The following is a 20,689-nucleotide window of genomic DNA, read 5'->3' as shown; positions in this document are numbered from 1 at the left end:
ACGACGCCGACGGCGGCCGCCCCCTCCACGGTGAGTGCCGTCGTCGTCTGTGTCCGCCGCAGCAGCCTGCTGCCGTCCGCACTGCACACCACTGCCTCAAGGGTCAGGACACCTGTGTCCACGGCAGCATGAGCTCCGATGGGGGCGGTGCAGCCCGCCTCCAGCCGACGCAGGACGGCACGCTCAGCGGTGACCGCCAGCCGGGTAGGCATGTGGTCATACTGCCGGAGAGCCTCGGCAAAGGCAGAAGCTCCGGCGTCACCGGTCCGGCACTCGACGGCCAGGGCTCCCTGGCCAGGAGCCGGAAGCATGAGCGCGGGGTCCAGGTACTCGGTGATGAGATTCTCACGACCCAGCCTCGAAAGACCAGCTGCTGCCAGCACGACGGCGTCGAGGTCACCCGGTCCCCCGTCCACCAGACCAGCCACCCGCCCGAGTCGCGTATCGACGTTGCCGCGGATGTCGATGACCGAGAGGTCTGGTCGTGCAGCGCGCAGCTGCGCGGCACGGCGGGGCGAGCCCGTGCCTACGCTGGCACCTGGCGGCAGCTCGGCGAGTGTCAGCCCGTCACGCGCACAGAGCGCGTCGCGGATGTCCGCGCGTTCCGGCACAGCTCCCACCGTGAGCCCCTCCGCGTCGCCGGTTGGAAGATCCTTCAGCGAGTGAACCGCGACGTCGCAGCTGTCATCCAGCAGTGCCTCCCGCAGAGCAGCCACGAACACCCCTGTGCCGCCTATCTGCGACAGCGACGCGCGGTTGACGTCACCTGTTGTGCTGACCCGGACAAGCTCGTAGTCGAACCCGCCAAGGCCGGAGAGGGCTTCGGCGACGGTCGTGGTCTGCGTCAGTGCCAGGGCGCTGGCCCGGGTTCCGACCCGTACGGCTTGAGTCATGCCTGTTCTGTTTCCGGAAGCCCCACCGTTGAGTCGGCACCCGCGACGGTCGGTTTCTCTCCGCGCCGGTTGGCACAGCAGTTGGGACGGCAGACGTCGTACCAGGGGCCCAGATCCGTGGTGGCGGGACGTTCGACAATGGTGTTGTCCGCAGTCCGCTCGCTGACGAGGTCGATCAGCCCGGCAACGAACTTGGCGTGCGTTCCCGGCGTGGGGACGCGTTCTGCCACCAGTCCGAGTTCGGCACACGTTTCCATGGCTTCAGTGTCGAGGTCCCAGACCACCTCCATGTGGTCACTGACGAACCCGAGCGGGACGATGACCACGCCCTTCGCGCCGGTCGCCGCGAGGTCACCGAGGGCATCGTTGATGTCCGGCTCGAGCCAGGGAACGTGGGGAGCGCCGGAACGTGACTGGTAGACCAGCGACCACTCGGCGCCGGCTGCTTCCGGCACGCGATCCAGGACGGACTGCGCCGTGGCCAGGTGCTGGGCAACGTAGGCGCCGTCCTCAAGGACGGGTCCACCGTCCGCGTCGCGGGGACCGGCGGCCTCGGCGTCCGTCATGGGAATCGAGTGAGTCGCGAACATGATGTGCACGGGTGCGTCGGCCTCGCCTGCGGCAGCGAGGCGCTCACGCACGGACTTCAGCCCCTTGCTGACGCCCTCGACGAACGGCTCGACGAAGCCCGGGTGGTCGAAGTACTGGCGCACCTTGTCCACCTCGAGCTGTCCGGCCAAGCCGGTCTCCACCAGCGCCATGCCGAGATCTTCCCGGTACTGCCGGCAGCTGGAGTAGCAGGAATACGCACTCGTGGTGACGGCCAGGATTCGGCGGTGACCGGCGTCGTACGCCTCTTTCAGGGTGTCAGCGATGAAGGGCGCCCAGTTCCGGTTTCCCCACAGCACCGGCAGGTCGATGCCCCGGCGGGCCAGCTCGGCCTCCATTGCGGCCTTCAGCTCTCGGTTCTGCTGGTTAATCGGACTGATCCCGCCGAACGCGCGGTAGTGATGCGAGACCTCTTCGAGACGCTCATCCGGGATACCGCGGCCGCGGGTGACGTTGCGCAGGAACGGAATGACGTCTTCCTGACCCTCGGGGCCACCGAAGGAGGCCAGCACGATCGCGTCGTACTTCTTCGGCGCCATCCGGCCGTTCTCGTCGACGCCCTCGAGGGGGTGGAAGGTGTGCGTGCTCATCGGAGTACCTCTGCTACTTCCTTGGCGTTGATCCGCCGGCCTGTGTAGAACGGAACTTCCTCGCGGACATGACGGCGTGCCTCGGTCTCCCGAAGATGCCGCATGAGGTCAACCAGATCGACCAGTTCGGGAGCCTCAAGAGCGAGGATCCATTCCCAGTCGCCGAGCGCGAAGGAGGACACCGTGTTGGAGATGACCTGCGGGTACTGGCGGCCCTTCATGCCGTGGTCGTACAGCATTTCCCGGCGTTCCTCGCTGGGCAGGATGTACCAGTCGTACGAGCGGACAAAGGGATAGACGCAGACCCATTGTTCCGGCGCCACACCGCGCGAGAACGCCGGCGAGTGGCTCTTGGAGAACTCCGCATCCCGGTGTACGCCCATGGCCGACCAGACGATCTCGGCGTCGGCCAGAGTTGCGGTTCTCCGCAGGGTACGCACACCGGCCTGGAGCTCCTCGGGCTTCGGACCGTGGAGCCAGACCATGATGTCGGCTTCGGCGCGCATGGCGGATACGTCGTAGAAACCGCGTACGACGACGCCGGCCGCCTCAAGCTCCGACACTGCGGATTCGAGCGCACCGCCGTCGTCTGGCGCGGCCGCTGACCGCTTGAAGACGGTCCAGAGAGTGTAGAACTCGGAACCACCGTTCCCGTCGCCGCTCTGGAGGGTGTCGCTGGTGGAGGTACTCTGCACGTGGTCGCGCCCCGCATTCTCGCTCATGAATCCAGTCTGCTCCTGTCAACAGGCAAATAAAAATTGATCGGTTCTACAGCCGGTAGAAGTTTATCAACCTCCCGGCTCACCGCGTTAGCGGCCCGGCTGAAGACGCCGCGCGAGCGCCGCCCCGCGGTCCCGAGCGTTATCGATTACCGCCACCAGGCCGGTGCCGGCCAGCCAGGCGCCGGTGATCTCCAGACCACTTACCTCCGCGGCGGCAGCCCGGATGCGCGCCACGCGGTCCCTGTGGCCCAGCGTGGCGTGGGGCAGCGCATTGGTCCACCGGACCACATCCCAGTCGACGACGTCGGTCGGGTTGACTTCCACGCCGAGCAGCACCGAAGCGTCCCGCAGGGCCAGTTCATACAGGTCGTCGTCAGCGAGCCTCGCCGAGTCGTCGTCGTCCGCTCCCCTGCCGTAGGAGAGGCGCACCACGTGGTTACCGGGGCCCGCGCGTTCCGCCAGCCAGGACCATTTGGCTGTGGCGTGCGTAAGGGCCTTCGCCCGGACATCCGGAACATCGCGGGCAACCAGAACACCCGTCCCGCGTGGCGCGGCGTCGAGTTCGGGTACGTCCATCACCAGGCTCACCAGCGCCACTGCGGGCACCACCGCCGGCCGGTCATCGTGCAGCCGCGGCACGGTCGGCGCCAGCAGGTCAACCGCGGTGGGACCGCCGGTGGCAACGATGACGGCGTCGGCGGCCAACGACCCGTTCTGAGTGTTCACGGTCCAGCCGTCGCCGGTACGGACGAGGCTTCGAACGTCCTGCTGCGCCTGCAGGTTCGCGCCGTCCTGCCTGAGGCGCTCGATAAGGGCTGTGGCGAGCTGGTGCATTCCGCCGTCCAGACCGGCAACGGCAGTTCCGGCGGGAGCGGCCTGCCGCATCGCGCCGACGGCCGCACCGAGTGACCCGTGCTTGCGCATCATCGCCCGCAGTCCCGGCACGGCGGCATCAACATCGAGATCGTCCGGATCGGCAGAGAGAACACCCCCGACGACGGGAGCCACCAGCCGCTTCAATACCTCGGAGCCCATCCGTGCCCGCACCACCGCTCCCAGACTGAGCTGATCCTGGTTCAGCAGTCCGCCCAGGGGCAGGGCGCGGTCAAGACCGGCCCGTACGCTGGCTGCCCGGCCGATCAGCCGCGGCAGGTCCGGATCCCGTACATCTGCCGGGATCCCGAGCAGCCCGGATTTCGGAAGCGGGACGGCGGTGGAGCCGCCCTCGGGCCCGGGCAGGTGCAACCACGCGCCGACGGGATCGGGACTGCAGACCAGGCTCCCAAGGCCCAGTTCCCGTGCCAGGGCCGGCACGGTGTCGGAGCGGGTCGAGAAGGACTCTGCACCGGCGTCGAGCGTGAGGCCGGCCAGTTCGTGGCTGGCCACTGACCCGCCGAACCTCTCCGACGATTCGAGCACGGTCACACGCAGGCCGGCCGCCACGAGCTCACGCGCCGCGCAGAGCCCTGCGATACCGCCTCCGATGACGACGACGCCGGGACCTGCCTCGACCTGCTTTTCGCGGCTCATGGGGCGGGCGGCACCGAGTGGATAAGCGAAACGACCCGGGTCAGCACGTCGGGGTCCGCTTCCGGCGGGACACCGTGACCGAGATTGACCACGTGCCCGGGAGCTGCTGAGCCGGCGTCGAGAACTTCCCGTACATGCGCTTCGAGTACCTCCCACGGTGCTGAGAGCAGCGCGGGGTCAATGTTTCCCTGAAGCGCTACTGTTCCGCCGAGCCGCCTGTTCGCCTCGTCGAGCGGGAGGCGGTAGTCGACCCCGACGACGTCAACGCCGACGTCCCGCATGGCTACGAGCAGCTCCGAGGTCCCCGTTCCGAAGTGCACGAGTGGTGCACCGAGGCCGCGGACGTGGTCCAGGGCACGGGAGGACGCAGGCGCAACATGCTCGATGTAGTCCCTGAGCCCCAGCGATCCGGCCCACGAATCGAAAAGCTGGCCGGCACTGGCTCCGGCTTCCAGCTGGGCGCGCAGGAACTTGCCTGATGCGTCCGCTGCCCATTCAGTGAGGGCACGCCAGGCGGCCGGGTCTGCGTGCATCATGGTGCGCGGGCCAAGGTGGTCGCGTGACGGCCTGCCCTCAACCATGTAGGCGGCGAGGGTGAAAGGTGCCCCAGCGAAACCGATCAACGGCGTAGTGCCCAGTTCTGAGACGGTACGGGATACCGCTTCGCGGATCGGCTCCAGTGCTGCATCTGTCAGTTCGGGCAGCGAAGCCACGTCCGCTGCGCTGCGGATGGGGCTTCCGAGCACGGGACCGACGCCGGGAACGATGTCCACATCGACGCCTGCCAGCTTCAGCGGGATCACGATGTCTGAGAAGAAGATCGCGGCATCGACATCGTGCCGCCGGACCGGCTGAAGCGTGATTTCGGCGGCCATGGCCGGGTCCAGACACGCGTCGAGCATGGCGGTACCCTCACGGAGCGAACGGTACTCCGGCAGCGAGCGCCCGGCCTGACGCATGAACCAGACCGGACGGCGGGACGGCGTGCCGCCACGATAGGCCTGGATGAGCGGGGACTGTGACGTCGTGCCGTCAGTCAGGGGGTGCGTTGCGCTGAGGGTCATGAGTCGATTCTGCCGAAGTTCCACCCGGTTGGATAACTTCACCCGTGGGTGGTGGCCGAAATCACGGTAACAGCTCCCACATTCTCCTCCGTGCACGCTTGCCCACTTCCCTGCAACGGCGCGGTTTTTGGACGCTGGAGAAAGGCTGGAGGTTAGGTTCCCCTATTAGGGTTCAAGAGGCCGTTTTGGCTATGCTGGGAGGGCTGTGAACTACTTTTCCCTGGTTGCAACCCACTCGGATATCGATCTGGAGACCGTCGCCCGCCTCAGCGTCGGGGCGTCCCAGGTCGCTTCGTCCGCGCTTCGGGACAGTCAGGCTCTCAGCGGAGCCGTTGCCCTTGCAACCTGCAACCGCTACGAAATCTATGGCGAGGCAGCATCGGAAGCAGACATTGAGTCTGCCCGTTCCTCCATCATCGCAGCCATCAGCGACCAGTCCGGACTTCCCAAGAGCAAAGTCTCGCAATCGTTCACCACACTGACGGGACAGGACGTGCCGCGCCACCTCTTCAGTGTGAGCGCAGGGCTCGATTCCGCCGTCGTCGGCGAACGCGAGATTGCCGGCCAGGTACGGCGTGCGCTCGTTGAGTCACAGGGGATCGGCACCGCCAGCGGTGGCCTGGTACGCCTGTTCCAGGCCGCTTCACGCACCGCCCGGGACGTCGGAGCGCAGACCGCCCTGGGCGCCCGCGGCCGTTCAATTGTCTCTGTTGCACTCGACCTCGCCGCAGACCTCTCCAGCACCCGTGATCTGGCGGAGAAATCCGTGGTTGTTTTCGGCACTGGAGCATACGCCGGCGCCACCATGGCGCTGCTTCGTGAGCGCGGCTGCACCGACATCTCCGTCTACTCTCCTTCCGGCCGGGCAGAAAGCTTCGTGGCTACCCGCGGCGGAACAGCCCTGACCGATGAGACACTCGCAGCCGCACTGACGCGCGCTGACGTCGTCATCGGCTGCAGCGGCAGTGAGCGTCGCGTGGGCGCCGAGGACATCCGTCAGCTTCGGGACGGCGTCGAGCACACCTTGGTCATCGTTGATCTGGCCCTGTCCCACGACTTCGATCCAGCGGTGGACTCAGTGGAGAACGTAGAGCTCATCACGCTTGAGTCCGTCCGGCTCGCGGCTCCGGAGGAACAAGCCGAATCCCTCCGCCAGGCGGGCGAGCTGGTATCCAACGCGGCGCACGCCTTCCAGGAGCAGGTCAACTCCCGCTCTGTTGATGCCGCTATCGTCGCACTGCGTAAGCACACACAGCAGGTTCTCGACGCCGAAATGACCCGTGTGCGGGCGCAGCACGGCTGCACCGCTGCGGCCGAAGAAGTCGAGTTCGCCCTTCGACGCATGGTTCGCCAGCTCCTGCATGTTCCCACCGTCCGTGCGCGGCAACTGGCAGCCGAAGGCCGCCAGGAGGACTACACCGCGGCACTTGAAGCGCTCTACGGCATCGAACCCGAGACCGGCGCCGGCACGGCTCCTGCGCAGTCCTGCCCGGTGCACGAAGTCAACGAGTCCCGCGCCGACACAGCCTGACAAGGATCTGCTGCAAGTCAGTAGCCGAGCAGGGGCAGTAGCCGGGCAGGGTCAGTAGACCGGCTTGTCCGGTTCTACGTCGCGAACCCACTGCAGAATGCCGCCCTCCACGTTGTAGACCTTCCGCGCGCCGTGTTCGCGCAGATAGCGGACAACGTTGGCGGAACGGGAACCGGCCTTGCAGTGCACGTACATCTCCCGGCTGGGATCAAGCGCCGTTTCCCCTGTCAGGATCCGGTTCTGAGGAACAAGGGTTGCTCCCGTTATGCGGACGATCTCGTATTCGCCAGGCTCCCTCACGTCGATCAGGTCGAAGTCATGGGCACCGGCGGAGCGTTCCTGGAGGAGCTCCTCCAGACGCTCAGCTGTGACGGACGGAACCTCCTCCCCTTCCGTATCGGCCGGGACGATTCCGCAGAACGCCTCATAGTCTGAGAGTTCAGTGATGGGCGCCGCGGAAGGATCCCTGCGTACGCGCAGTTCCCGCCACGTCATATCGAGGGCATTGAAGATCAGGACCCGGCCCAGAAGCGTGGAGCCGATGCCCGTGATCAGTTTGATCGCCTCATTGACCATGACTGAACCGATCTGGGCACACAGCACGCCGAGCACTCCGCCCTCCGCGCAGGAGGGGACGGCGCCGGGCGGCGGCGCTTCGGGATAGAGGTCGCGGTAGCTGGGCCCTCCGACGGACGGCTTGGGCCAGAAGACGCTCACCTGGCCGTCGAACCGGAGAATGGAGCCCCAGACGTACGGTTTGTCCAAAATTTCAGCGGCATCGCTCACCAGGTACCGGGTAGCGAAATTGTCAGTGCCGTCAAGGATCAGGTCATACTGCGCGAAGATGTCCAAGACATTGCTGGTGTCGAGCCGGACTTCGTGCCGGATGACCGCCACGTGAGGGTTGAGCTCCTTGATGCTCTGCTCGGCCGAGCGGGCCTTGGCCTGACCCACATTGCTGACTCCGTGAATCACCTGCCGCTGCAGGTTGGAGACATCGACGACGTCGTCATCCACAATGCCCAGCGTTCCCACACCGGCAGCGGCGAGGTAGAGAAGCGCGGGCGAGCCCAGGCCACCGGCCCCGATAACGAGAACCCGGGCGTTCTTGAGTCGTTTCTGGGCCTCGAGACCGAACTCCGGAAGGATGAGGTGGCGGGAGTATCGCTCCGTCTCCTCCCTGCTCAGTTCGGCGTGCGGCTCCACCAGCGGGCCAGGGACGGGAGTCAAGGAACTCATGCTTCAATGTATGCCCACCGACGCTGCACAACGCAATACAGGGCCGACATATCAGGCACACATTCCCCCGGCGATGTTCCCTCCGGCATGGTGCTGCGCGGGTAGACTGGGAGACCCGCTGTACCGGCGGGTTTATGAAGACGTACAACGAAAGCCCAGACAGTGAGTTCAGAGGCACCGGCAAGCGGAAAGGCCACACGGCTTCCGCGAGACGAGCGACGACGCCAGTTGCTGAATGCCGCCCACGAGGTGTTTGTTGTCAACGGCTACCATGGCGCGGCAATGGACGAGATCGCTGAAGTGGCCCATGTCAGCAAACCTGTGCTTTACCAGCATTTTCCGGGCAAGCGCGAACTGTATCTGGCGCTGCTTGAGAGCCATCTTGCGTCGCTGACCGAACTGCTGGTGGATGCGCTGAAATCCACGACGGACAACAAACTTCGCGTGCACGCCACCATGCGCGCATACTTTCAGTTCATCGCCCAGGACAGCCAGGCCCACCGGATCGTGTTCGAGTCCGATCTGAATAATGATCCTGATGTGAGCCGCCGTCTCGAAGCTTTCAACGCCCACTTCGCGGATCAGATTGCCGGTGTGATTTCCGGTGACACCCGGCTCTCCCACCTGGAGGCCACCCTGCTGGGGCGGGCCATGGCCGGGATGGCACAGGTGAGTGCGCGGTATTGGCTCGAGACAGACGGCAGCCTCGACATCGACACAGCCAGCGAGCTTATCTACCGTTTAGCTTGGCGCGGAATAAGTCGATTCCCCAAGGAAATCTGAGTTACATTTCCCTAAGTGGTGGCGCTGATGTACGAGCGTCGCCAAAGTCATCTGCCCGTCTATGAAAGGCCTTAGCTGTGGAGATCAAAATCGGCGTTCAGAACGTCAACCGCGAGATTGTCCTGGAGTCCAACCAGTCTGCAGATGAGGTCGCTGAGATTGTCAGCAGGGCCATGAACGGTGGTGCCGAGTTGCGCCTGGCCGACGCCAAGGGGCGCCAGGTCATTGTTCCCACCGGTGTCCTGGGCTACGTGGAGATCGGCGAGAGCGAATCACGCCGAATCGGGTTCGGCGCTCTCTGACCGAGCAGGTGCCGCCGTGGTCTCGCTGATAATCGTTACCGGCGTCGCCGTGTGCGTCGGCTTCTTCGTGTGGTTCGCGGACCGTCGGCATCATCGCTACGGCGTTCTCCTGCTCCCCGCCATTTCCCTCTGCTCAGCGCTGATTCTGTGGATCATCCTGCAGTTTGCGGGTCTGGGCTACCATCCCGACCTTTCCTGGTTGGCCTGGATCCTCCCGCTGGTTGCATCCACCGCCCTTACCGTGGCGGCGGCCTGGTGGTTCGGCCGGCACCGGGAGCAGGCTGACGCCGAAGCCATGACGGCGATCCTGAAACGGCGCTGAAGGGACAGCCCGGGCAGCCCGTTTACAGGTCCGCCCTGCCGTCAAAGGACGACGACGCGAGCGCGTGCTCCCGCTTCGGAATCCGCCCCGCCTGAGCAGCCAGGCGTCCGGCGATGACAGCATGGCGAAAAGCCGACGCCATCGTCACCGGGTCCTGGGCCCTGGTGACGGCAGTGGCGAGGAGCACCGCGTCGCAGCCCAACTCCATCGCCAACGCGGCGTCCGAGGCCGTGCCGATTCCGGCGTCGAGCACAATGGGCACCCCTGCCCGGGCCACGATCAGTTCAATGTTGTGCGGGTTGAGGATGCCCAGCCCGGTACCGATGGGCGCGCCCAACGGCATGACCACGGCAGCTCCCAGCTGCTCCAGCCGAAGTGCCAGGACCGGGTCGTCATTGGTGTAGGCGAAAACCGTGAATCCGCGTGCCACCAGGGCTTCAGTGGCTTCGACCAGTTCGACGGCGTCGGGCAGCAGAGTCTGTTCATCGGCGATGACTTCGAGCTTCACCCAATCGGTCTCGAGCGCTTCGCGTCCCAGTTCGGCAGTCAGTACGGCTTCGCGTGCGGTGAAGCAGCCCGCGGTGTTCGGAAGGATGCGCATCCGGCGGCCGTTCAGCAGCTGAAAGAGCGACGCTCCGGATTGCGGCGTATAGCGCCGCATTGCGACCGTGGTCAGCTCGGTACCGGAAGCGGCCAATGCCTCGCCCAGCCCCTCAATGCTCGGTGCTCCCCCGGTTCCCATGATGAGCCTTGAGGTAAGTGGAACGCCGTCGATGACCAGCGGGTCAGCGTTCACGATTGTGTCCGTCTGCATTTTCATCCTCCCTGTACGGCGGTGACGAGTTCGACGTCGTCCCCCTCGGTAAGTGCCTTGCCGGACCACTGGCTGCGGGGAATTACGGCAGCATTGACAGCGACCGCCACCCCGAGCCGCGAGCCGTCGACCGGTTGCCCGGTCGGTGCCAGCTCCCTCCCCGTAAGCTCTGCCACCAGACACAGCAGGTCCGGGGCTGTTGTGACCGAGTCCTCCCCGTTCACCGTGATGGTCAACTTCTCCATGCTCGTCCTTCCTCGAATCGATCGGGCTTGTACCGCTCCTGTTCCGCCGGGCCCGGTTTGCCCTCCAGCAGGTCCACGCACAGCGCCGCTGCAGCCGGCGTCAGAAGTACGCCGTGGCGGAAGAATCCGGTGGCGATGACCAGGTTGTGGGTACCCGTTACACCACCAAGTAGAGGCGCGTTGTCCGGCGTTCCCGGCCGCGCGCGGCACAGCACCTCGACAAGCTCGAGCTCGGCAACGGCGGGTATCAGTTGCTGGGCGTCGCGCAGCAGCTGATACACCCCTCCCGCGGACACGGCGCTGCTGCCGTCCTCCCGCATGGTCGCTCCAAGCACGACTGTTCCGTCTTCACGCGGCACCAGATAGACGGCGTGCCCGCGCACCAGCCCGCGGATGGTGTGGGTCAGCAGGGGCTGCAGCGCCTCGGGAACCCGAAGGCGAAGAATGTCGCCGTAGACCGGCCGGAGGGGAAGCTGACAGGGCAGGCCGGCGAGGTCTGCAGCAGCCAAGCCGTTGGCAACGACCGTGTGCCGGGCGCCCACGAAAGTGCCGTCCTCGAGACTGACGCCAGTGACGCGGTTTCCGGTTCGCTCGATCCCGGAAGCCCGTCGCCGTACCAGGCGGCCACGCTCGGACACGGCAGCGATCAGCGCTTGCGCCAGCCTGCGTGGATCCAGTTGGTGATCGTCAGGCGCATGGAAAGCCGCGGTCGCTGCCGGACCAATCAGAGGCTCCGACCGGCGCGCTTCACGCAGGGGAATCTGCTGCACCGACAACGAATTGCGCTGCTGTACCGTCTGGAGATCGGCGAGCGCCGTGCGGTCGGCGCCGTCGAGCGCAAGGACCAGGGTTCCGGTTCTGCGATAGCCGGGGTCGACGCCCGTCCAGGCAAGCGAGAACAGGAACTCGGGGTAGCGGGATGCGGAGTCGACCGTGAGCCGCAGCAGATGCTCCTCGCGGTAATGCAGCTCGCTGGCCGGGGCGATCATGCCCGCGGCGGCGTGTGTTGCCCCTCCTGCGGGATCCGGGTCGATCAACGCAACCGAGTGGCCCCTGCGGATCGCTTCCCACGCGATTCCCAGCCCGATGATCCCTCCGCCGACGACGGCGACATCCACGTCCGTATTCACCCACAGCCCTTCCCTACGCCGGCATGACCCGGATCAGGTTCGTTGTTCTCACAACGCGGTCGGCGTCGAACGCCCTCTCAGCCGGTGTGGCATCCGGTGGTTCCCGGATGCGGCACGGCTCCCGCAGTACGCCTTTATTGTAGGGGGTATGCAACTTGACGCCGCCCGACTTTACCTCTGCACCGACTCTCGCCGGCAGCAGCAGGACTTCGGGGCTTTCGTGGACGCTGCCTTTGCTGGCGGTGTGGACATCATTCAGCTCAGGGACAAGTCCCTCGAGGCCGCCGAGGAACTGGAGCTGCTTCAGGTATTGCGCGCATCTGCCGGGAAGCACGGCAGGCTGTGGTCAGTGAACGACCGCGCAGATATCGCCTCCATCAGCGGCGCGCCTGTGTTGCACGTCGGACAGCGGGACCTGCCGCCCACCCGTGCGAGGCAGTTCCTGCCCGACGGCGGTGTTCTCGGTTTGTCGACCCACTCACCCGAGCAGGTGGCAGCGGCGGCAGCGAACGACGACGTCGACTACTTCTGCACGGGACCGATCTGGGCCACGCCCACCAAACCCGGCCGAACCGCCGTCGGGCTGGAGCTTGTCCGGGAGGCGGCGAGGCTCGAAACAGCGCTGGCGGAACAGGGCCGCCCCCTGAAGCCGTGGTTCGCGATCGGCGGCATCGACCTTCGAAACCTCCCGGAGGTGGTGGCTGCGGGAGCCCGGCGCGTCGTCGTCGTACGGGCCATCACGGAAGCCGACGATCCGCAGGAGGCCGCCGGAAAGCTCAAGGCGCAGCTTCCGGATGAGGAGCAGCGGGGACGGTAAGGCCGCCAGGAGTCAGGCAGTCAACCCGAGTGAGCTCATCCGGCGTGAATGGTTCCGGGTGAGCTGGGCGAAGAGCTGCGCAGTTTCCCGTTCCTGGTCCACGTCTGCAGCACCGAAGAGCAGGCCGCCCAGGAACTGGCGCTCGATGCCGACCCGTTGTGCCTGCGTCAGAGCTTCCCCCACGAGGCGCCGTCCCCACAGGGCAAGCCGGGAGGCGAGTCTCGGATCGTCGGAGAGCGCGGACTTCAACCTGGACTGCAGCAGACCGCCCTGCTCGGCCGTCGACTGGATGCGGGCGATCAGGTCCCGGGTAGGGGCGTCGAGGTGCTCCGCGAGCGCTGTGTAGAAGTCGGCGGAGATGGCGTCGATGACGTACGCCTTCATGAGCGACTCATACCAGTCGGCGGGACGCGTCCGCTCATGGAAAGAGTCAATCGAAGCCTGGAACGGGCTCATTGCCTCCTCGACGTCCACACCGAGCCCGGCCAGGTGGGCGCTGACCATCTCGAAGTGTTCGAACTCGGTGACGGCCAGGCGCCCCAGCGCTGCCCGGTCCCGAAGCGTCGGCGAGAATCTCGCGTCCGACGACAGCCGCTCGAACGCGGACAGTTCCCCATAAGCCATGACGCCGAAGAGGTCGACGACGAACCCGTTCAGTGGCTCCTGGCCGGTTCCCGTGCGGGTCGTCGGGGATGCTGCGGAGGAGCTCGAAGGGGTTTGCGGATGCAAGGCAGTCATGGGATCAAGGGTACCCGCGCGCAGTTTCACCGACAGTTCGTCGGTGGGTTGTACTACGGTTGGCACTGTGCCGTATTCGCATCTGGATTTGAGCAACAGGGACTCCCAGGTCCAGCTCACTGCTGCGCTTGAGGGGTTGCGCGAGGAACTGGAGTTGCGCGCCGATTTCCCACCGGACGTGCTGGCAGAGGCGAATGCTGCGGTGCACAAACATGTATTGCCGGAGAAAGACCTCACCGCGCTGGGATTCATCACCGTGGATCCCCCGGGCTCCACGGATCTTGACCAGGCTTTTCACCTGGAGCGTGCAGGCTCGGGGTACCGGGTCTGGTATGCGATTGCCGACGTCCCGGCCTTTGTGGCTCCCGGCGGCGCGATCGACGCCGAAGCCCGTCTCCGCGGCCAGACCATGTACGCCCCGGACGGCCGGATCTCCCTCCACCCCGAGGTCATTGCCGAAGACGCCGCCAGCCTGTTGCCCGGCAGGGCGCGGTCCGCCTATGTCTGGGAATTTGAACTGGACGAGGATGCGCAGGTTGAGTCCGTCGTCGTCGAACGGGCCGTCGTCAAGAGCCGCGCGCAACTCACCTATGAGCAGGTGCAGGAGGACATTGACTCGGGTGGTGCCGCCGAGAACCTGACCCTGCTCAAGGAAATCGGTACCAAGCGGATCGCTCTCGAGAAGGAACGTGGCGGCGCCAGCCTCAACTTGCCGGAGCAGGAAATAGCGCACGACGGCGAGCGCTACTTCATCGTCACGCGCCCGCCCCTGGCGTCGGAGGACTGGAACGCACAGCTTTCCCTCATGACCGGCATGGCAGCCGCGGAGATCATGCTCGAGGGCGGCGTGGGGATTCTGCGCACCATGCCCGCCCCGGATGAAACCTCTCTTGCCCGCTTCCGGCACCAGGCCCGGGCACTCGGGCGTTCCTGGCCCCGGGACCTGCCGTACGGCGAGTTCCTGCGCAGCCTCGACACCTCGGACCCCAGGCAGCTCTCCCTCATGCATGCGGCTGCCTCACTGTTCCGCGGGGCAGGCTACACAGCGTTCGACGGCGACATCCCGGAGGCCGTCGAGCAGGCTGCAATTGCAGCGCCCTACGCGCACACCACCGCGCCCCTGCGGCGCCTGGTTGACCGTTTCGTCCTGGTGATCTGCGAGGCACTGTGCGCAGGAAAGAATGTCCCGGAGTGGGTGCGCGCGGCTCTGCCGGAACTGAACGCGCTCATGTCCTCCTCCAACCAGCTTGCATCACGGCTGGAAAGCGGGGCCATTGCCGCCGTGGAGGCCGCGTTGCTCAGCAACCGGGTGGGCCAGGAGTTCGACGCCGTCGTTATCACTGGTTCCAAGCCGGCTCCTGACGCGCCTGCCACCGTATCCGAGCCGGCACCTCCCCCTGAAGAGGCACCCCGAAGGGCAAGCGACGGTGAAAGCCGCAACGGCGGGAACGGCCGTAACGGGAACGGGCGGAACGGGAACGGCCGGAACGGCAACGGAGCCCCCCATGGTGTCATTCAGATCGCGGATCCCGCCGTCGAAGCACGGTGCGACGGCGTCATGACGGCTGGAGACGAGGTACGGGTTCGGCTGGTCACGGCGGACATCAGCCGGCGTGACCTGCGCTTCGAGCTGATCGAGGGTGCGCAGGAAGCGGCGTCGACGTCGGAAAGTGAAAGCGCGGCAGGGTAGACTGGAACGCGTAGTAATGGATGCCCGGTCGTTCTAGATGAACTTTTGTCGTTCTCGACGAACTTTTGTTCCAGTTCCGAACGTGGTGGGCCGCGGTTCTTGTGAACCGGCAGCCTCCCAACAATCGACCCGCAATACCTACGCGATCTTGAGTTTTTACCAGCTCGAAGCGGACCGCTCCGCTCCCGAGCCGCAGTTGATAGCCCGCGATCGGCTTCCACTGGACGCCCTGCCCCGTCCTGCTCCGAGCGGACCTCACCGGTCCGGCCGTTGAGCCCGGCGGCGGCAGTGCCTAATCGAAACGGTAGTAAGAGTGACCACAGACAACCACCACCTCCACGCGGACAACAGCGATGACGAAATCTTCGTCGAAGAGACGCTTGTCACCACTGAAGAACCGCACCAGGAAGCACCCGAGACCTTCGCCGACTTCAACGTCCGCGCTGACATCGTCGAATCCCTCGCGGATGCGGGGATCGTGCACCCCTTCCCCATTCAGGCGATGACCCTCTCCATCGCTCTGGGCGGCCACGACATTATCGGCCAGGCGAAGACCGGAACGGGTAAGACCCTCGGCTTCGGCGTGCCCGCCCTGCAGCGCGTGGTCGGCCCCTCGGACGAGGGTTATGACAGGCTGCCCGCGCCCGGAGCACCACAGGCGCTCATCGTTGTTCCGACGCGTGAGCTCGCCGTCCAGGTTGCCGATGACCTGACGAAAGCCGCAAAGAAGCGGAACGCCCGCATCGTGACGATCTATGGCGGCCGTGCGTACGAGCCGCAGATCGAGGCGCTCAAGCGCGGCACCGAAGTGGTCGTCGGCACGCCCGGCCGCCTGATCGATTTGTACCGCCAAAAGATCCTGTCGCTGAAGAACGTCCGCATCGTTGTCCTGGACGAAGCGGACGAGATGCTTGACCTCGGGTTCCTGCCCGATGTCGAGACCCTGATGTCGGCAACCCCGGCGATCCGCCAGACCCTGCTCTTCTCGGCAACCATGCCTGGACCCGTTGTGGCCATGGCCCGGCGCTACATGTCGCACCCGACGCACATCCGCGCTGCTGATCCTGAAGACGACGGCGCCACCAAGAAGGACATCCGCCAGGTCATCTACCGGGCGCACAACCTTGACAAGGACGAAGTGGTGGCCAGGATCCTTCAGGCCCGCGGCCGCGGACGCACCATCATCTTCACCAAGACCAAGCGCACGGCCGCGAAGCTCTCGGAAGAGCTCGTGGACCGCGGATTCGCCGCCGGCGCGATCCACGGCGACCTGGGCCAGGGAGCCCGCGAGCAGGCCCTTCGCGCCTTCCGCGGAGACAAGATCGATGTTCTGGTCGCAACCGAGGTTGCGGCCCGCGGCATCGACGTCGAGGACATCACCCACGTCATCAACTTCCAGTGCCCTGAGGATGAGAAGGCCTATCTGCACCGCGTTGGCCGTACCGGCCGTGCGGGCAAGAAGGGCACCGCAGTCACTTTCGTGGACTGGGATGACGTTCCCCGCTGGGGCCTGATCAACAAGGCGCTCGGGCTTGACCAGGCCGAACCCGTGGAAACGTACTCGTCCTCGCCGCATCTGTACACCGACCTCGACATCCCCGAAGGCACCAAGGGACGCCTCCCCCGCGCCCAGCGCACGCTCGCGGGGATCAACGCCGAGAAAATTGAAGACCTCGGCGAAACCGGCAAGAAAAACCGCACCGGTGACCGCACCCGCTCTGCTGGCCGCGGCGGCAAGCAGGGTTCCGAGGAGAAGACGGGCGGCCGTCGTCGTAGTGGTGGCTCAGCCGCTCCCGCCGAGGACCACGCCGCAGCGGAAGCCGGCGGCACGCGGGCAGAGCGGACCGACCGCCCCAAGCGCAACCGGTCACGGACCCGCCGTCGTAACGGCGAGGTCGTGGCCAAGCCTGCTGCAGACAGCTGACAGATCCGTGGGAGATCTTGCGGTCCATCCGGTCTGGCGGCCGGATGGACCGAACCTCGTGGTGCAGGCGGACAACCTGGAGTACCTGGCCGGGCTGCCGGACAATTCCTTCACCATGATCTACGTGGACCCGCCGTTCAACACGGGCCGCTCGCAACGCAGACAGCAGACCTCCATGGTCCGCAGCGCGCCGGGCGCCGGGGACCGCGTCGGTTTCAAGGGGCTCAGCTACTCCACGGTCAAAGGCATGCTCGCAAGCTACGACGATGCCTTCGAGGACTACTGGGAGTTCCTCGTACCCCGCCTCGCCGAGGCCTGGCGTCTGTTAGCTGAGGACGGGACCCTCTATGTGCACCTCGATTATCGGGAAGTGCACTACGCCAAGGTCATGCTCGACACCCTGTTCGGGCGTGAGTGCTTCCTCAACGAAATCATCTGGGCCTACGACTACGGCGCCCGGGCACGACGCCGCTGGCCGGCGAAACACGACAACATCCTTGTGTACGTGAAGGATCCGGCGGCGTATCACTTCGACAGCGCCGAAGTTGACCGTGAGCCGTACATGGCGCCCGGCCTTGTGACGCCGGAGAAGGCAGCGCTCGGCAAGTTGCCCACCGACGTCTGGTGGCACACCATCGTCTCCCCGACGGGCAAGGAAAAGACCGGCTACCCTACGCAGAAGCCGGAGGGTTTGGTGCGGCGGGCTGTGGCTGCGAGCAGCAGGCCGGGTGATTGGGCGCTTGACTTCTTCGCCGGCTCTGGGACGCTGGGCGCCGTCGCGGGCAAGCTCGGACGGCGGTTCGTCTGCGTGGACAGCAATCCGCAGTCGATCGAGGTGATGTCCCGGCGGCTGGCACCCTGGCTGGAGGCGGACGCAGGCAGTCCGACATCCGATGAGCTGGATTCGCCGGCCGCTACCGGATAACGCTGCTGCCGGTAGCCAATTCCTCTAGGCGTTGAAACATCTCGGGCCGTGTGACGTTCTCACCCAGCCGGTTGGGCTTCCCGGTTCCGTGATAGTCGCTTGAGCCGGTGATCAGCAGGTTGTGCCGCGAGGCGATTCGATGCAGATCCGCGCGCCCCTGCTCCGAGTTGTCCCGGTGATCGATCTCCAGGCCGAGAAGGCCGGCGTCGATCATTTCTTCGGTCACCCGGTTGTCCACGACCCGGCCTCGGGAGGACGCCACTGGATGCGCGAAGACCGGAACGCCCCCTGCCTCACGTACCAGCGCCACCGCATCTGCGGGGTGTGGGGCATAGTGTCCAACCCAGTACCGTGACCGGGCGCTGAGCATGCTGGCGAACGCCTCGCTCCTCGTCGCCACGACCTTCAGTGCCACGAGCGTATCGGCGATGTGTGGCCGCCCAATGGTTGCGCCTTCGGCGACGTGTTCAAGCACGTGGGGCCACGAGATCGGGTAGTCCACGGAAAGTTTCTCCACCATCCGTTCAGCCCGGGTAAGCCGGGCCGATCTCGACCGCTCGACTTCAGCCAGCAGTCCCGGATGGGCCGGATCATGCAGGTAGGAGAGCACGTGCACGCTGATGCCTGTTTCGGTGCGGCAGGACACCTCCATACCAGGAACCAGTGTCAGACCCAGAGTGCGGGCTTCCGCGGCCGCATCGGCCCAGCCGGCTGTGGAGTCGTGGTCGGTGAGTGCGACGACGTCGAGTCCGGCTGCGGCCGCGGCGCGCATGACGTCCGCCGGGCTTTCAGTGCCGTCAGACTCGGTGGAGTGGGCGTGCAGGTCAATTCTCACCAAATAACTGTACGCCCGGCGGGCCCCAGGGAGTGTTTGGCTCACTCCACGGCCGGTGAGACGATGGTCTGGTGAGTACAGCAGAGAACATCCCATCGGCAGTAACCATGAATCCGAACGAAGCCGGCAATGACGCCACCCCTGTCACGCCGGAGGAGCAGCCGCTCTCGAGCCGCAACGAGAACCGGTCGCAGCGGCCGGACTCGGACGCTTTCAAGGCGTTCATGGGTTCCAATTGGGCGCCGAAAGACACCGAGCTTCCAGCGGAAGCCGAAGTAGCGCGGTACGCGGCGCAGCGCCGCCTCAAGGTCTCCCGGCAATTCCCCGGCGAGCGCCTGGTCATTCCCGCCGGTCCCCTGAAGGTCCGCTCAAACGACACGGACTACCGTTTCCGCCCGCACTCCGGGTTCGCCCACCTCACCGGACTCGGCCTGGACCACGAGCCCGACGCAGTGCTCGTCATGGAGCCGGTTGAAGAAGGCAACGGCGACGACGGCGGCAACCATCACTCCACCCTCTACTTCCGCGAACTGGCCGGACGGGACAGCGCCGAGTTCTACGCGAACGCGCGTTACGGCGAGTTCTGGATCGGCTCCCGTCTTTCCCGCGCGGAGGTGCGTGCACTGCTAGCGCTGGAAACAGCTGACCTCGCCGACCTTGAAACGGCGATCACGAAGGACGCCGGCGCAGTGGAGATCGGCGGCACCCGCATCCGTTTGCTCCGGGAAGTCGATCTGAACGCTGACGCCCTGGTGGACACGTCCCGCATCAACACGGGTGTGGACCTTGAGGCCTCCGATGCGCTCGACGCAAAACTTGCGGAAGCTCTGTCCGAACTTCGACTCATCAAGGATGAGTGGGAGGTCGAGCAGATGCGCAGGGCTGTGGAGGCTACCGTGAACGGGTTCCACGAGGTTGTGAAGGAACTGCCGCGCGCTATTACGCATCCGCGCGGCGAGCGCGTGGTTGAAGGGGCGTTCTTCGCCCGGGCACGGGAAGAGGGCAACGACCTCGGCTACGACACCATCGCAGCTTCGGGCAACAACGCAACCATTCTGCACTGGATCCGCAACAACGGGCAGGTCAACGCCGATGAGCTGTTGCTCCTGGATGCTGGAGTGGAGGCTGACAGCCTCTACACGGCGGACATCACCCGCACGCTGCCGGTGAGCGGCAAATATTCCGATATTCAGCGCAAGGTCTACCAGGCCGTGCTGGACGCCGCCGACGCCGGTTTTGCGGCTGCGAAGGTGGGCGTGAAGTTCCGCGAGGTGCACGCCGCTGCTGTAGCCGTGCTTGCTGAGCGTTTGGATGAGTGGGGTTTCCTGCCTGTGCCGCTGGACGAAGCTCTTGCTCCCGAGGGCCAGCACCACCGCCGGTGGATGCCGCACGGCACCAGCCACCACCTTGGCATGGACGTCCATGACTGCGCACAGGCCCGGCGGGAACTCTACCTCGATGGGGTCCTGGCGGAGGGGATGGTCTTCACCATCGAGCCGGGCCTCTACTTCAAGGAAGAGGATCTCGCGGTTCCCCAGGAGTATCGCGGAATCGGTGTGCGCATTGAAGACGACATCCTGATGACGGCGGATGGACCGGTGAACCTCAGTTCAGCACTTCCCCGCGATCCCGACGACGTCGAGGCGTGGATGGCTGGTATCTACAGCCCTACCGGCGAATAGCGGATCACCCCTACGACCGCAAGAAAGGGCGGACAGCCACGTGGCTGTCCGCCCTTTCTTGCAGTTCGGGTTCATGCGCTTCGGCTTTAGGGGTTGCGCGCCTGATCGCTGGTGGATTCGTCGCCCTGCTTTTCCGGTTCAGGGGACGTCGGCCCTGCCTGCGGTTCAACGCGCACTCCGTACTGCGGCCGGCCGTCGGGAAGATCGGGGAACTGCCCGCGGGTGGAACGACGCGTGGCATCGCTCTGCTCCTCACCGGCTTGCGGCGGCGCAGCACCCTGAGCAGCGTCCGGTGCCTGCACGT

At 65.7% G+C, this 20,689-nt stretch carries 20 protein-coding genes, 1 pseudogene and 1 riboswitch; of the genes and pseudogenes, 9 read left to right on the top strand and 12 right to left on the bottom strand.

Annotated features, from left to right (window positions below; translation table 11 throughout):
- The 5 genes from hemC to hemE form a co-directional block, all read right to left on the bottom strand.
- Positions 1 to 893: hydroxymethylbilane synthase (gene hemC / locus RIF85_RS04375; protein WP_309070692.1), on the bottom strand; the 893-nt coding region annotated here is incomplete at its 3' end.
- Positions 890 to 2,092 (bottom strand): ferrochelatase, encoded by a 1,203-nt coding sequence (locus RIF85_RS04370; RefSeq protein ID WP_309070691.1) that lies wholly within the window; start codon positions 2,090 to 2,092, stop codon positions 890 to 892. The genes hemC and RIF85_RS04370, both read right to left, overlap by 4 nt.
- A complete protein-coding gene (gene hemQ / locus RIF85_RS04365; protein WP_309070690.1) occupies positions 2,089 to 2,814 on the bottom strand; it encodes a hydrogen peroxide-dependent heme synthase in 726 nt (241 codons plus the stop codon). The genes RIF85_RS04370 and hemQ overlap by 4 nt, the downstream gene beginning before the upstream one ends.
- A gap of 87 nt (positions 2,815 to 2,901) precedes the next feature.
- Positions 2,902 to 4,344: a protoporphyrinogen oxidase gene (hemG, locus tag RIF85_RS04360; protein WP_309070689.1), complete on the bottom strand. Its 1,443-nt coding sequence runs from the start codon at positions 4,342 to 4,344 to the stop codon at positions 2,902 to 2,904.
- Positions 4,341 to 5,408 carry a uroporphyrinogen decarboxylase gene (hemE, locus tag RIF85_RS04355; RefSeq protein ID WP_309070688.1) on the bottom strand — a complete coding sequence of 356 codons (1,068 nt, stop codon included), beginning with the start codon at positions 5,406 to 5,408 and terminating at the stop codon, positions 4,341 to 4,343. The genes hemG and hemE overlap by 4 nt, the downstream gene beginning before the upstream one ends.
- A 205-nt stretch (positions 5,409 to 5,613) precedes the next feature.
- On the opposite strand from hemE, the gene RIF85_RS04350 reads away from it, so the two are divergent.
- Positions 5,614 to 6,939 (top strand): glutamyl-tRNA reductase, encoded by a 1,326-nt coding sequence (locus RIF85_RS04350; protein ID WP_309070687.1) that lies wholly within the window; start codon positions 5,614 to 5,616, stop codon positions 6,937 to 6,939.
- A 51-nt stretch (positions 6,940 to 6,990) separates the two neighbouring features.
- On the opposite strand, the gene moeB is transcribed toward RIF85_RS04350, so the two are convergent.
- A complete protein-coding gene (moeB, locus tag RIF85_RS04345; protein WP_309070686.1) occupies positions 6,991 to 8,178 on the bottom strand; it encodes a molybdopterin-synthase adenylyltransferase MoeB in 1,188 nt (395 codons plus the stop codon).
- Between the two features lie 162 nt (positions 8,179 to 8,340).
- Here moeB and RIF85_RS04340 point away from each other — a divergent pair, with 162 nt between their 5' ends.
- The 3 genes from RIF85_RS04340 (at position 8,341) to RIF85_RS04330 (ending at position 9,585) form a co-directional block, all read left to right on the top strand.
- Positions 8,341 to 8,961: a TetR/AcrR family transcriptional regulator gene (locus RIF85_RS04340; protein ID WP_309070685.1), complete on the top strand. Its 621-nt coding sequence runs from the start codon at positions 8,341 to 8,343 to the stop codon at positions 8,959 to 8,961.
- Between the two features lie 77 nt (positions 8,962 to 9,038).
- The gene (locus RIF85_RS04335) at positions 9,039 to 9,263 is read left to right on the top strand and encodes a DUF3107 domain-containing protein (RefSeq protein WP_309070684.1); all 225 of its coding nucleotides are present in this window, start codon (positions 9,039 to 9,041) and stop codon (positions 9,261 to 9,263) included.
- 16 nt (positions 9,264 to 9,279) lie between these two features.
- Positions 9,280 to 9,585 (top strand): hypothetical protein, encoded by a 306-nt coding sequence (locus RIF85_RS04330; protein WP_309070683.1) that lies wholly within the window; start codon positions 9,280 to 9,282, stop codon positions 9,583 to 9,585.
- A 22-nt stretch (positions 9,586 to 9,607) separates the two neighbouring features.
- On the opposite strand, the gene RIF85_RS04325 is transcribed toward RIF85_RS04330, so the two are convergent.
- From RIF85_RS04325 to thiO, 3 genes are all read right to left on the bottom strand, one after another.
- Positions 9,608 to 10,399, bottom strand: a complete 792-nt coding sequence (locus tag RIF85_RS04325; RefSeq protein WP_309070682.1) for a thiazole synthase — start codon at positions 10,397 to 10,399, stop codon at positions 9,608 to 9,610.
- A 2-nt stretch (positions 10,400 to 10,401) separates the two neighbouring features.
- Positions 10,402 to 10,635 (bottom strand): sulfur carrier protein ThiS, encoded by a 234-nt coding sequence (gene thiS, locus RIF85_RS04320; protein ID WP_375164369.1) that lies wholly within the window; start codon positions 10,633 to 10,635, stop codon positions 10,402 to 10,404.
- A complete protein-coding gene (gene thiO, locus RIF85_RS04315; RefSeq protein ID WP_309070680.1) occupies positions 10,632 to 11,774 on the bottom strand; it encodes a glycine oxidase ThiO in 1,143 nt (380 codons plus the stop codon). Before thiO ends, thiS begins: the two co-directional genes overlap by 4 nt.
- Positions 11,768 to 11,909, bottom strand: a riboswitch (TPP riboswitch). (Overlaps the previous gene by 7 nt.)
- 13 nt (positions 11,910 to 11,922) lie before the next feature.
- Here thiO and thiE point away from each other — a divergent pair.
- Positions 11,923 to 12,591, top strand: coding sequence for a thiamine phosphate synthase (gene thiE, locus RIF85_RS04310; RefSeq protein ID WP_309070679.1), 669 nt, complete (start codon positions 11,923 to 11,925; stop codon positions 12,589 to 12,591).
- 12 nt (positions 12,592 to 12,603) lie between these two features.
- Here thiE and RIF85_RS04305 read toward each other — a convergent pair whose 3' ends face one another.
- Positions 12,604 to 13,329 carry a ferritin-like fold-containing protein gene (locus RIF85_RS04305; RefSeq protein WP_309070678.1) on the bottom strand — a complete coding sequence of 242 codons (726 nt, stop codon included), beginning with the start codon at positions 13,327 to 13,329 and terminating at the stop codon, positions 12,604 to 12,606.
- Between the two features lie 67 nt (positions 13,330 to 13,396).
- Between RIF85_RS04305 and RIF85_RS04300 the strand changes: the two genes are divergently transcribed.
- The 3 genes from RIF85_RS04300 (at position 13,397) to RIF85_RS04290 (ending at position 17,868) form a co-directional block, all read left to right on the top strand.
- The gene (locus tag RIF85_RS04300; protein WP_309070677.1) at positions 13,397 to 15,019 is read left to right on the top strand and encodes an RNB domain-containing ribonuclease; all 1,623 of its coding nucleotides are present in this window, start codon (positions 13,397 to 13,399) and stop codon (positions 15,017 to 15,019) included.
- A 313-nt stretch (positions 15,020 to 15,332) separates the two neighbouring features.
- The gene (locus RIF85_RS04295) at positions 15,333 to 16,943 is read left to right on the top strand and encodes a DEAD/DEAH box helicase (protein ID WP_309070676.1); all 1,611 of its coding nucleotides are present in this window, start codon (positions 15,333 to 15,335) and stop codon (positions 16,941 to 16,943) included.
- Between the two features lie 7 nt (positions 16,944 to 16,950).
- Positions 16,951 to 17,868 (top strand): site-specific DNA-methyltransferase, encoded by a 918-nt coding sequence (locus RIF85_RS04290; RefSeq protein ID WP_309070675.1) that lies wholly within the window; start codon positions 16,951 to 16,953, stop codon positions 17,866 to 17,868.
- On the opposite strand, the gene RIF85_RS04285 is transcribed toward RIF85_RS04290, so the two are convergent.
- Positions 17,858 to 18,703, bottom strand: a complete 846-nt coding sequence (locus tag RIF85_RS04285) for a PHP domain-containing protein (protein WP_309070674.1) — start codon at positions 18,701 to 18,703, stop codon at positions 17,858 to 17,860. The genes RIF85_RS04290 and RIF85_RS04285 overlap by 11 nt on opposite strands.
- Before the next feature lie 107 nt (positions 18,704 to 18,810).
- On the opposite strand from RIF85_RS04285, the gene RIF85_RS04280 reads away from it, so the two are divergent.
- A complete protein-coding gene (locus RIF85_RS04280; RefSeq protein ID WP_309070693.1) occupies positions 18,811 to 20,385 on the top strand; it encodes an aminopeptidase P family protein in 1,575 nt (524 codons plus the stop codon).
- Positions 20,386 to 20,471: 86 nt separating this feature from the next.
- Here RIF85_RS04280 and RIF85_RS04275 read toward each other — a convergent pair.
- Positions 20,472 to 20,689 (bottom strand): annotated as a pseudogene (locus RIF85_RS04275) (hypothetical protein); the annotation flags it as partial.

Source organism: Arthrobacter sp. (genome assembly GCF_031179385.1).
Lineage (GTDB): Bacteria > Actinomycetota > Actinomycetes > Actinomycetales > Micrococcaceae > Arthrobacter_D.
The sequence above is the reverse complement of the archived record's forward strand: the minus strand, read 5'-3'. Positions and strand labels throughout refer to the sequence as shown.